Origin of the sequence: Paraburkholderia sp. NMBU_R16, from assembly GCF_013282575.1 — a bacterium.
Classification (GTDB): domain Bacteria; phylum Pseudomonadota; class Gammaproteobacteria; order Burkholderiales; family Burkholderiaceae; genus Trinickia.
In genome coordinates this window covers 18,919-30,929 of record NZ_JAAAYE010000056.1, presented here as the reverse complement: position 1 = coordinate 30,929, position 12,011 = coordinate 18,919, and the positions used below count along the sequence as shown (strand labels likewise).

Sequence of the window (12,011 nt, the reverse complement as noted above, 5' to 3'; positions counted from 1 at the left end):
GATGACGGGGGACTGCTCGGCGCGGCGTGGCGGCAGCGGTTCCGGGCTACGCCCTTCACCGCTGCCGCCACGCCAGTACTCTCATCCTGATTGACGCGCTGCTCTCATCTTGTTTGACGCGCGGCAGAACTACCTGTTGCTGATCGAAAATCTCCTCGACATCACACATTTCTATCCTCTGCACGACGGCAACATCGGCGACAAGGAAAACAGCAAGATTCCGGTGGAACTGGAGGAGGGAGAAAGCGAGGGATATATGTTCGTGCGCACTACACGCCACGTGCATGGATATCGGCAGCCTCCGTATCTCAAGGAATGGTTCCTTTATGACACGATTGAACGAATCCATACGCACTGCATGGTGAGTCCCGGTCTTACACGTGTGGTGATGCGTGTTGCGCCGGAGGGAGAGCTCGGCACGGACAAGGAACGTGGCTATACGCTTTTGCATCTCCATCTGCCCGTTGATGAGCGCAATCTCATCTGGCGCTGGAATGTGTCGTGTAAGGGGTGGCACACCACACTGAGCGATCCGAACATGCAGACGGCGCGGAAAGTTGCTGAGATGTTTCCGGCCGTCGTTGCGCAGGATCAATGGGCGCTCGAGCGACAGCAACGCATGATGGAGTTTCCCGACGACGGATATTCGGAACTCTTCCTCAAGACGGACAAGGCATTGCGTCGGGCACGCCAGATCCTCATGGGGCTGCAGCGCAAGGAGCGCGAACTCCAGATTGCCCCGATCGAGCGTGCATCGTCTACAAAGTTGTCAGCGATGGCATAAGCCCGCGTGGCGGCTGCCACACATCAATCGATATCCAATGCGGGCAGCCCGTTTGTGAGAAAGCCGACCCCATGGTTCAGGAGACACATTGTGGAAACCCATGAAACCTCGTCGTTCGCTGTCCGGCCGCTGGCAACGCCAGATGCGGACGGCGACAACAAGACGCTGCTCCAACGTGCCGTTTCGTCGTGCGTGTACGTTTTCGAGCGGGTGATGCCCGACCCGTTCGTCATCGTCATCCTGCTGACGGTGCTCGTGGCGTTATTTGCGCTCGGCTTTGCACCGAAAGGCACCCCTGTCACGATTCTCGCAGGCTGGTACAAGGGCATTTTCGGCATCTTCACGTTCGCCTTCCAGATGGTGCTCGTTCTCGTCACAGGGTATGCGCTGGCCAGCGCACCTTTGATCGAGGCGGGGCTGCGCAACCTGAGCAGGCTTGCGGTCGGTCCGCGCTCGGCGGTGCTGCTGGTATTTGGCGTGGGCGCCATCGCAACCTTCCTGAACTGGGGCTTCGGACTTGTCGTCGGCGCCCTTCTGTCGAAGCAGGTTGCAAAGCAGGTGCGGGTCGATTTCGCCTGGCTGGTGGCGGCCGCATACAGTTCGTGGGTACTTTGGGCGTTCACCGGCATGTCAAGCTCCATCGCCCTGTCGATCGCATCGCCGGGCAATCCGTTGAATCTCGTCGAACAGCATACCCATCTTGTGGTCCCGTTATCGCATACCGTGTTCTCAGGATGGAATCTGCTCGCGGGCCTGGCGGGAATGGTCCTCATTCCCGTGGTCTTCATCCTTATGCGGCCTGCCGAAAAGGACATCATCGAAGCCGATGTCAATCTGCTGGCGGCCGACGAGAAGAAGATGGAACAGGTGAACGATTCGCGCTCGGGAACGTTTGCAGGTGCGCTCGAACGCTCACGTGTCTGCGCGCTGGTTTTCGTTCTTGCGGGCGCTGGCTATCTGGCAACGCAATGGATTCACCACGGCGTGAGTCTCGACATCAACACCGTCATTTTTATCTTTCTGCTCGCGGGATTGTGCCTGCACGGTAGTCCGCGGCGATACGTGAACGCGGTGACGGAGGCGGCCAAGGTCACGGGACCGATGTTGCTTCAATACCCGTTCTACGGGGGGATCATGGGTGTCATGGGAGCGACCGGGCTCGATCAGGTCGTGGCACACGCGTATATCCATGTCGCTTCGGGCAGCACGCTGCCGTTTCTCAGCTATCTGGCCTCAGGTCTGATCACGCTGTTCATCCCGAGCGGCGGCGGCCACTGGGCGGTGCAAGGGCCGTTCACGATTCCCGCTGCCATGCAGCTTGGTGCATCGCTTCCCGGTACCTCCATGGCCATTGCCGCGGGCGAGATGGCGGGCAGCCTGCTGCAACCGTTCTGGGCGATTCCGGTCGTCGCAATCGCAGGGGTGGGGGTGCAGCGTGTTCTGGGCTTTACGCTCGTGATTTTCCTGACGGCCGGCTCATTGTTGGGTCTGATCTATCTGCTGGTCGTACCGACGTGGGCGGGTGTCTGAGCTTCAATCTACTGAAATAGGAAACAACATGACCGATCATCTCCCGCTCGATGGCGTGCGAATCATCGAAATCTGTAACGTCGCCGCCGGCCCGTTCTGCGGCATGCTGCTCGCCGACATGGGCGCGGATGTCATCAAACTCGAACATCCGGAAGGTGGCGATACGCTGCGGGCATGGCCGCCTCTGAGCGATGGGTTCAGTGAAAACTTCGCTGCGCTGAACCGCAACAAGCGTTCAGTGACCCTCAATCTGAAGGTCGCCGCTGATTGCGACGTCGCTCGAGCGCTGATGAGTGAAGCGGACGTCGTGATTGAAAATAACCGTCCGGGTGTCATGGATCGACTGGGGCTGGGTTACGCGGCACTCAAGGAGATCAATCCCCCGCTGCTCTATTGCTCGATCTCCGCATATGGACAAACGGGGCCCCGTTCGCAAGAAGGCGGCTTCGACCTTACGATGCAGGCCATGAGCGGTATCATGAGCATCACCGGCGAGGACGGCGGTGCGCCCGTCAAATGCGGCGTGCCACTGGCCGACTTCTCTGCCGGGCTCTATGCTGCCTTTGCCATTGCGGCGGAACTGCGACGAGTTCAGCGTACAGGTGCGGGGACACATATCGATATTTCGATGCTTGGAGCGACGCTCGGCATTGCCGCGTTGCAGACGTCGGAATACTTCGGCAGTGGCCGCGATCCCGTCAAGATGGGTTCCGCACATCCGCGCAATGCTCCTTATCAGGTCTTTCGCTGCCGCGATGGCTATTTCGGGATGGCGGCGGGTAATAACGCGCTATGGGCGAGCGTCTGCCGGGTGGTGGGACATCCGGAATGGGTCGAGGACGCGCGGTTCGGCACGACGACTGACCGGGCGCGCAACCAGGTCGCGCTCCGCGACATGCTTGAGGCGGATTTCGCTGCCTGTGATGCCGCTGAGTGGCTCGGCCGCTTTCGTGAGGCCGGCGTGCCATGCGCGCCCATCAACCGGTATTCGGATGTGCTTGCCGATCCCCAGGTAGAGCATATGGGTTGGGTGCAGTCTCTCATGCTACCCAACGGGACATTAACAAGGACTTTCGCCTCTCCAATCCGGCGTTCCGGCCAGGGCCTACCGATCCGCCGGGCTCCTCCCGCGCTTGGGGAGCATACCGAGGAAATCGTTGCGGAGTTGAGGGAATCACTTGCACGGGAAACGCCATGAGCGAACTGATCCGAGTCAGCGTGGAAGACGATTGCTGGAGCTTCGTCTTCAATCGTCCCGACAAAATGAACGCACTGAACGCGGAAGTGGTCGAGACACTCATGACGCAGATCCGCGAAGCGCACAATGGCGGCGCACGCGTACTGGCGTTCTCCGGCAATGGCAGGAACTTCAGCGCAGGGTTCGATCAAGGAGACCTTGATCGGGAGTCGGATGCCGACCTTCTGATGCGGCTGGTCAGGATTGAGATGCTGCTGCAGATGGTCGCTTCCTCGCCCTGCCTGACGATCGCGTTGGCGCATGGACGCAATTTTGGAGCGGGCGTCGACCTGTTTGCTGTTTGCCGTCGACGCTTCTGTACCATGGATGCCACATTCCGGATGCCCGGTCTGCGGTTTGGACTGGTGCTGGGTGCACGACGTTTTGGAGCCGTCGTCGGGCACGCGCAGGCGCGCGAAATACTGGAGGAGACCCGCACAATCACCGCGCAGGAGGCTGTGCGTATCGGCCTCGTTTCCAAGGTCGTGGATGCCACCGCGAAAGCAGAGGTGATCGCCGAAGCCCACCGCGTCGCGAGACTGCTGGATCCCGAGACCCGGACGCATCTCTATCGGGTACTGGATATCGAGGAAAGCGACCGGGACCTCGCCGATCTGGTGCGGTCAGCGTCGCGTCCGGGACTGAAGGCACGAATGCTCACGTACATCAGCGAGCGATAACGTACCGGACCCATCCGTTTCCCGCTTCGTTCGGCCCTCCATATCGGGCAGCGATCAGCCAAGACGACCACCTCCTAAGGAGCGAACTCCTCCGCAGGCCGATAGGGGAAGCCGAGCGCTTTCGCCACAGCCTTGTGCGTGACATGGCCTTGGCAGACATTAAGCCCCGCGCGCAGATGTGCGTTTTCGGCGAGAGCTCTTTTCCATCCTTTGTCCGCCAATGCGATGGCATGCGCGATCGTGGCGTTGTTCAGCGCGAACGTCGACGTTCGCGCAACGGCACCCGGCATATTGGCGACGCAGTAGTGCACCACGCCATCGACCACATAGGTAGGCTGCGCATGCGTCGTGGCGTGCGAGGTTTCGAAGCACCCGCCCTGATCGATGGCCACATCCACTACCACGGCACCTTTACGCATCTTCGAAATCATCTCGCGCGTGACGAGGCGCGGCGCGGCCGCGCCGGGAATCAGCACGGCGCCGATGACGGTATCCGCCGCCGCCACCGATGCTTCGATCGCATGGGCGCTCGAATGCAGCGTCGCGATGCGATTGCCGAAGATGAGATCGAGATGGCGCAGCCGGTCCACGTCGCGATCGATGACCGTCACGCGCGCGCCCATCCCTACCGCCATTTGCAGCGCGTTGGTCCCCACCACACCGGCACCGAGGATGACGACATGCGCCGCGGCTACGCCCGGCACGCCGGCCAGTAGCAGACCCATCCCGCCACGCGGTATCTCCAGATGCGCGGCGGCCACCTGGATCGACATTCGCCCTGCCACTTCGCTCATCGGCGCGAGCAGCGGCAAGCCGCCGCCGGGGCCCGTGATCGTCTCGTACGCGATACAGACAGCGCCCGATTCGATGAGTCCGGCCGCCTGCTGCGGATCGGGCGCGAGATGGAGGTAGGTATACAGGATCTGCCCGGGCCGCAGCATCGCGATCTCGCCGGGCTGGGGCTCCTTGACTTTGACGATCATGTCGGCTTGCGAAAAAATTTCTTTTGCAGTGCCGCATATCGTTGCGCCCGCAGCGACATAGTCTTCGTCCGGTAGCCCGATAACGGAGCCCGCCCCGGCTTCGACCCACACCTGGTGACCGCGGCTCGTCAGTTCCCGCGCGCTTGCGGGCGTCAATCCGACGCGCGATTCCTGGCTCTTGATTTCCTTGGGAACGCCGATCAACATAGTCCACCTCCGCCTTTCACGATAGTGATTCTGGAGTTCGGTGCCGTCCCGCCGGATAAGCGCGGCGGCTTGATCGCCATCCTCTCACGAGCCGAGCAGTCCCGCAGCAATATTCACCGATAGCCCGAGCACGGCCGCGTTGAAGAAGAACGAGAGAATCGATTGCGCGAGCACCGTGCGCCTCGCCGCGCGCGAACAGACCGTCACATCCGCGGTCTGCGAGGCGACCGCTATCGTGAACGAGAAATACAGAAAATCCCAGTAATCGTGCTCCGTGTCGTTGTCGGGAAACGTGAGCGACGTCTTGTCCTTCGAGCGATGGTAGTAACGCGCATATTGCAACGTGAACACGGTGGGGATCAGCAGCCATGCCCCCAGCATCGTGGCGGCTGTCAGCACATAATTGACGCCCGCCGCCCGCGCACCGATCCCCTTGGCGGCCGACAGCTCGACGACAATGGCGGCCAGACTCGCGACCGACGCGATCGTGATGATGATGAGGACTTCCGTGGCGCCCTCGTCCTCGCGCTCCGCGACGCGCTGGACGTCCTTCGGGCTGGCCTGCGCCATTCTTGTCCAGATGAGGACCAGAAAAAGCCAGACGCCGCAGTCCCATCCGAACAACGCACGCTGTATCGGACGCAAATGCCACGGCGCGATGAAATATGCGGCCAGGCCAAAAAACACGGCAATGAAGATGCGCGGGCGATTAGCGAAGAATCGGGGCATTCGTCGTTCCTCTGTCTTGGGAAGCCGCATGGAAAATTCGTCGAATGCGGCAGTTAACCATAGACAGCCCGCGGATGCGACCCGCATTCAGTGAGCGTGTGCCCCCGCCCCCCTCCACGCGCGTTCGATCAGTTCAGTCAACGACGCGGCATCGACTTCACGCGGGTTTGCATAGGGATTGGCCGTGGCCTGCGCAACAGCGCGTGCGATGCCATCGTTCGGCATCCCCAGAGCGCGCAGTGCCATGGGGACGTGCAAACTCCGTTCGAGTTCGATGAGCGCGCGGACCGGATCGTCCGTTTCCATCGCCCTGCCCAGCCGCGCGACGGCAGCGGGAACGGCCGGCGCGTTGAATTCGAGCACATAGGGCAATACGATCGTGTGCGTTTCGGCGTGCGGCAGATCGAACAGGCCGCCCAACGTGTGACAGAGCCTGTGGTGCAATCCCATGGTCGTTGCGCCGAGGCAGCACGAACATAGCCAGGCGCCATAGAGCAGATCCGCTCTGACGCCGAGATCGTGCGGCGTTGCGGCAATCCGCCCGAGCGCTTTGACGATCGAACGTACGCCTTCTTGCGCCATCAGCGAAACGATCGGATTCGTATCCGGCGCATAAAGCGCCTCGACCGCATGCGCGATCGCATTGAAGGCCGAGAGCGCCGACAACGGCACCGGCAACGAACGCGTCAATTCGACGTCGTAAATGACGACCTCCGGCAACACCTTGGCGCTGCGCTGGGTTGTCTTCACGCCGTCCCGTGTCTCGCCGAGAATCGGCGTCATTTCCGAGCCCGCGTACGTGGTCGGCAATACGATTTGCGGCAGATCGGTGCGCAATGCAATGGCCTTTCCGAGCCCTGTGGTCGAACCTCCGCCAATGGCGACGACGCCGTCCGCGCCAAGCGATTCCACTACGGCGAGCGCACGCTCGGTTACGGCGACGGGCGTATGCATGGTCGCGCCGTCGAACACACCGACGGCCCGAGTGCCGAGCCATTGCGTGGCGCGCTCGGCAAGTTCCGTACGACCCGGCGTACACAGCACGAGCACGCGCGTGAGCCCGAGGCGCTGCGCTTCCTCGCCGAGCCTGGCCCCGGTGCCGGCGCCGAAAATGACCCGCGCGGCTTGGGCTTGATAAACGAATGAATCCATTTGTCCTTCGATCAACTCAGTCTTACGTTGAACGACGTTCCCGTTCTTCGCCATCGGACCGATTCAACACGAACGTGAAATCGAGCGTACTGAACGGCACATCCATGGCAGTGCCGTCGGGTGCGATGCCCTGCTCATGCTGCTGCCAGTTGGCGATCAGCGAAGGACGCACGCCAAACACGGCGTCCGAGTCGAGATATTGGTCGCCCGATCGGAACACATGCGTGATCAGACGATCGTAGCCCGGAGCTTCGATCATGAAATGCAGATGCGCCGGGCGCCACGGATGGCGCCCGAGTGCTTCGAGCATGCGCCCGACCGGCCCATCGTAGGGGATGGGATAGGACTCGGCCCTGACAGATCGGAAATGAAACGAGCCGTCAGGCAAGCTCCTGAGCCTGCCTCGGGCATGCGCCGCCTCCTGGTCGCGGTACTGCACGTCGTAAAAACCGTCGGAGTCGGCTTGCCACACATCGATCAGCGCGCCTGCGACCGGGGTGCCGTCCAGCGCGGTCACGCGACCCGATACGAAGCAGGGCTCGCCTTTCGCGCCATGTGCCACGTCGTCGCCGCACTGGTACTCCGGAGCATGCTCGACGAAGAACGGCCCGAAGACGGTGGATTCGGTACACCCCCGAGGCTTGCGATTGTTCATCGCGGTGACGAGCATCGACAGCCCGAGCGTATCCGAGAGCAGGATGAACTCCTGACGTTTGTCGTCAGTCATCTCGCCGACCTCGGTGAGAAACCGGATACCCTCGAACCATTCGTCCTCGGTCAAGCCGACCTCTCGCGCGAACCCGTGAAGGTGCCTCACGAGGCTGGTCATGATCTGCTTCAGGCGGGGATTGTCCGCGTCGGCATGACGCGCCACCACGATTTCCGTCAGCGTGTTTTCATCGACATCGAGCATGGGTGCCTCCGCGGTTATCCCGAGCGTTTCGCCCGACAACCAATATAGTCTTTTTAAAACTTATGACGAATGCCGACTCGCAACCCCACTTGGCGCTGGGTTGCCGAAGCGGTAAAGCCGCTGATCGAGGCAACGGCCGGCTGCCCCAGCGAATCGCGTCCCGTTGCGCGCTGCAACGCGAGCAAGCCATAGACATCGGTGCGTTTCGACAGCGAATAGTCCGCCACCAGATTCAGCTGCATATACTTCGCGCCGCCGTCGCCATCGACAGAATTGCGCCGCGTGTAATCGAATGCGGTTCCCAGCGTCAACGCCGGACCGAACACATGGCGCACGCCGATCTCGACACTCGTGAAGGCGGCGTTGCCCGAGTAACCGAACGGGTTCGGTCCGGACGCGGAGCCCAGACCGTCGAAACGCGTCTGCGTCGCGACCGCATTGACCGTCGTCGAACCGAACGTATAGGCCGCGCCGAGGCCCATGATCTCGAGCGTACTGGCCGATGCGTACCCCGCGATGGCAGGAGACGCCTGCGGCGCCGTCGCCGAACCGGGGGAGCCGAGATTGTCGGCGGTTGCCAGCCCTTTGTTCGGCGTATTGCCGTAGAACGAAACGTTCGGGTTGCGCGCGTTCAGGTAACCCGCGCCCGCCGAGATTGGGCCCCCGTCATAACGCACGCCGAGCGACCATATCTGATTGCGCCCCTGGCTACCGGCGACGCCGCCGAAGCTGTACAGCGCAGTGGCCTTCACGCCGTTGAACGATGGCGACGTGTACTTGATCGCATTATTGATGCGGTTCGTGTTGGCGAGATTGTCGATATCGCCGACATGCGACGACATATACCCGGCAAAGTAAGGCGCCGAGAACGTCTGGACCGAATCGACCACCGAATCGTACTGGCGTCCGGCGCTCACCGTACCCCACTGCGTCGATGAAAGCCCGACGTAGGCCTGACGCCCGAACTCCGCGCCGCCTTGCGCGAGCGTGCCGCTGTTGACCATGAAGCCGTTTTCGAGGACGAACAGCGCGGTCAATCCGCCGCCGAGATCTTCCGATCCCCGCAAACCCCAACGGCTTCCCGACATGCCGGTGGCGTGCGCGTCCGTCATCGCAAACTGGCTCGCCCCGTTCAAGTGACCGCCGGCTCTCCCCGTCTGAGCATTGTTCTGATAGCTCACCCCCACATCGACGATGCCGTAAAGCACCACGCTGCTTTGTGCATGCGCTGCGACCGCAGCAACGGCAATGGCACCGCCGGACAAAACTCTCTTCATGACTGCGTCTCCGTTAGTAATCCTAATTAATAGCTCTGGTCAAACCCCGTCGCTCCGCCGCGATACGTCTATCCGTGTGCGATATTGATCGCGGTGTGCTCGGTTGCGCCGGCGTCGTTCGGGCCGAGTCCGGTCGTTTTCGTCGCGAACAGGACGCTGACGGCCGCCCCGGCGGCCGCCATGCAGATCGCGGCCAGCATGGCGCCTGAGCCGCCGAACAGCTGTTGCAATGCGCCGCCGATGAAGGGGCCCAGGATCGCCCCCAGCCGCCCGACCGCCAGTTCCATCCCGACTGCCGTTGCGCGCATGCGCGTCTCGTAGGATGCGGCCGTGAAGTTATTGAGTACGAACTGCCCCCCAATGATGCAGAAGCCCGCCATGGCGCTGCAAATCAGATTGACCCAATGCGAGTGGAAAAGAATCAGCGCGAGCACCGATGCGGCGCCGCCGACCGACCATGCACACAGCCAATGACGAGGATGTTGAAAGCGATCGACGAGGTGCCCGCAAACCAGCGCGCCGATAAACGACGTGATTTGCATCGACGCACCGAATGCGAAGCTTGCACCGAAGCTTTCACCGCGCGCCTGCATCAGTGTCGGAATCCATCCGGACAATCCAAAAATGCAAAAGAGACTCAAGAAGCTCGTCGTCCAGATCGCAATCGACAACTTTCGATAAGGCTTGTCCAGCAGAGCCAGTACGGACGTCCTCGTATCGGTCGCCGGCCGGCCAATGGGATACCGGCTGTAGGCCTTGGCACGTTCCGGCCTGAGTTTCGCGAGGATGGATTTCACCTGCGCATCGTTGCCGCGCAGCAGCGCGAACTTCGGCGATTCGGGCAGATATCGATGCACGAACGGAATCAGCAGAAGCGAAAGCGAACCGACCCAATAGAGGCCTTGCCAACCCGTATGCGGCGTCACGAGGACGCCGACGATACCCGCGGCCGCTCCGCCGCTCGCCCAGCCGAGCGCGACGCCCCACAGGGCGAACGTATTGGCGACGCGGCGCGGCGCAAGCTCATTGATATAGGTGGTGGAAAGCGGCAGCAATACGCCGAGACCGAGCCCGGTCAGGATGCGCAACGTGCAGAAGCTCACGAACGAATCGGCGAAGAGCGCGGTCAGAATGGAAAAGACCGTCGTCGTCCAGAGTCCGACGATCAGCGTGATGCGACGCCCGAAACGATCGGCCAGTACGCCGTGCACCGCGGCTCCCACGAGGAACCCGACAAGCCCGCTGGAAACGAGCATGCCCGCCTGCTGCAGCGAAAGCCCCCATGGCACGCGGACATAATGAATCACATAGGCCGGATTGAAGGTGTCGTAGCCGTCGAATAACGTCAGCAGGGCCAGCACGATGCCGAGGGTCACGTGCATTCGGCCAACGGGAGCACTGGCCAACTCCTCGTGTACGTCGATGGTTGTGTCGTGCATGATGTCTCACTCCATATAGAGCTATTTTTTCGATATAGGGAACGCGCGGTGCACGAAATCCGTTCCGTCAGCGCCTTTATGTCTCGATCTTGAACAACCTCGCCGCATTGGTCCTGCCGATCTTGATGCGATCGTTGTCGCTGATCGAAGCGGCATCGAACCATTGCGCGGCATGGTCGATGTTTTCGAACGGCCAGTCCGCCGAGAACAGGATGCGGTCGCAACCGATCTCCAACATCGCATCCACCAGTGTTTGCGTGCGGAAATTTCCGGATGTCGTCAACCAGAAGTTGGCATGGAAATACTCGGCAATGCGCTTTTTGGCCGGATAGGCAGGCGCCGTCTTCACCCACGCGTTGCGATTGTCGACACGCCACATGCTGTAGGGCAGCCCCTCGCCCAAGTGACCGAGGACGATCTTGAGATCGGGGTAGTCGTCGAAGAGGCCCGATCCCATGAGCCGCAAGGCATGGACGGCCGTCTCCTGACCGAATGCCCAGGTCGGTCCCAACAGCCATGAATGGCCTTGGTAGATCGACGCATGAGCCGGCAACGGATTGCGCGGGTGAAGATAGAACGGCACATCGAGCGACTGCACCGTTGCCCAGAACGGGCGGAACTGCGGCAGGTCGTAATACAGCACCGCATCGCTGTCCTGCATCTGGGAAAAGCCGTTCACGAGCGCACCGACAAACCCGAAATCCTTGACGCAACGTTCGAGCTCACGCGAGGCGAGCTCGGGCGATTGCATCGGCAGCGCCGCAAACCCCCTGAATCGGTCGGGGCGTTTTGCAACCTGTTCCGCCAGAAAATCATTCGCCCGGCGCGAAAGGTCATAGGCGGCCTGTCGATCCGGGACGGCCTGCACGGCCGGTGCGTTGAGCGACAGGATCATCGTCTCAATACCGTTGCGGTCCATCTCCTCGATGCGCCGGTCTTGAATGTCGAGCAATCGATGCTTGAGCTCGACCCAGTACGACGGCGGCACGAACCCTGCCGAATCCTGCAGCGTCTCCTCGATCGCGAAGTGTTCCTCCAACGCGATCTTTTTCGTGGCTTTGAATGACATGATGCTGTCCT

General features: G+C 61.4%; 11 protein-coding genes. 4 read left to right on the top strand and 7 right to left on the bottom strand.

Annotated features, from left to right (window positions below; all coding sequences use genetic code 11):
- Window positions 1-109: 109 nt before the first annotated feature.
- The 4 genes from GWC77_RS22690 (at window position 110) to GWC77_RS22675 (ending at window position 4,231) form a co-directional block, all read left to right on the top strand.
- Window positions 110-784: a hypothetical protein gene (locus GWC77_RS22690; protein WP_173260508.1), complete on the top strand. Its 675-nt coding sequence runs from the start codon at window positions 110-112 to the stop codon at window positions 782-784.
- Window positions 785-874: 90 nt separating this feature from the next.
- Window positions 875-2,314 carry a short-chain fatty acid transporter gene (locus tag GWC77_RS22685; RefSeq protein WP_367949079.1) on the top strand — a complete coding sequence of 480 codons (1,440 nt, stop codon included), beginning with the start codon at window positions 875-877 and terminating at the stop codon, window positions 2,312-2,314.
- 28 nt (window positions 2,315-2,342) lie between these two features.
- Window positions 2,343-3,512 carry a CaiB/BaiF CoA-transferase family protein gene (locus GWC77_RS22680; protein WP_173260506.1) on the top strand — a complete coding sequence of 390 codons (1,170 nt, stop codon included), beginning with the start codon at window positions 2,343-2,345 and terminating at the stop codon, window positions 3,510-3,512.
- Window positions 3,509-4,231 carry an enoyl-CoA hydratase/isomerase family protein gene (locus tag GWC77_RS22675; protein WP_173260504.1) on the top strand — a complete coding sequence of 241 codons (723 nt, stop codon included), beginning with the start codon at window positions 3,509-3,511 and terminating at the stop codon, window positions 4,229-4,231. Before GWC77_RS22680 ends, GWC77_RS22675 begins: the two co-directional genes overlap by 4 nt.
- A gap of 74 nt (window positions 4,232-4,305) precedes the next feature.
- Here GWC77_RS22675 and ald read toward each other — a convergent pair whose 3' ends face one another.
- The 7 genes from ald to GWC77_RS22640 all read right to left on the bottom strand — a co-directional run bounded on the left by ald (window position 4,306) and on the right by GWC77_RS22640 (window position 12,000).
- The gene (gene ald, locus GWC77_RS22670) at window positions 4,306-5,421 is read right to left on the bottom strand and encodes an alanine dehydrogenase (RefSeq protein ID WP_173260502.1); all 1,116 of its coding nucleotides are present in this window, start codon (window positions 5,419-5,421) and stop codon (window positions 4,306-4,308) included.
- Between the two features lie 84 nt (window positions 5,422-5,505).
- On the bottom strand, window positions 5,506-6,150 hold the full coding sequence (locus GWC77_RS22665) for a DUF1345 domain-containing protein (protein WP_173260500.1): 645 nt from the start codon (window positions 6,148-6,150) through the stop codon (window positions 5,506-5,508).
- Between the two features lie 87 nt (window positions 6,151-6,237).
- Window positions 6,238-7,302, bottom strand: coding sequence for a maleylacetate reductase (locus tag GWC77_RS22660; RefSeq protein ID WP_173260498.1), 1,065 nt, complete (start codon window positions 7,300-7,302; stop codon window positions 6,238-6,240).
- A gap of 22 nt (window positions 7,303-7,324) precedes the next feature.
- Window positions 7,325-8,215, bottom strand: a complete 891-nt coding sequence (locus GWC77_RS22655; protein WP_173260496.1) for an intradiol ring-cleavage dioxygenase — start codon at window positions 8,213-8,215, stop codon at window positions 7,325-7,327.
- Between the two features lie 53 nt (window positions 8,216-8,268).
- Complete coding sequence (locus GWC77_RS22650) at window positions 8,269-9,492, bottom strand: porin (protein WP_173260494.1); 1,224 nt, start codon at window positions 9,490-9,492, stop codon at window positions 8,269-8,271.
- Between the two features lie 68 nt (window positions 9,493-9,560).
- Window positions 9,561-10,931 carry an MFS transporter gene (locus GWC77_RS22645; RefSeq protein ID WP_173260492.1) on the bottom strand — a complete coding sequence of 457 codons (1,371 nt, stop codon included), beginning with the start codon at window positions 10,929-10,931 and terminating at the stop codon, window positions 9,561-9,563.
- A 76-nt stretch (window positions 10,932-11,007) separates the two neighbouring features.
- Window positions 11,008-12,000 (bottom strand): amidohydrolase family protein, encoded by a 993-nt coding sequence (locus GWC77_RS22640; protein ID WP_173260490.1) that lies wholly within the window; start codon window positions 11,998-12,000, stop codon window positions 11,008-11,010.
- Between the last annotated feature and the right edge of the window lie 11 nt (window positions 12,001-12,011).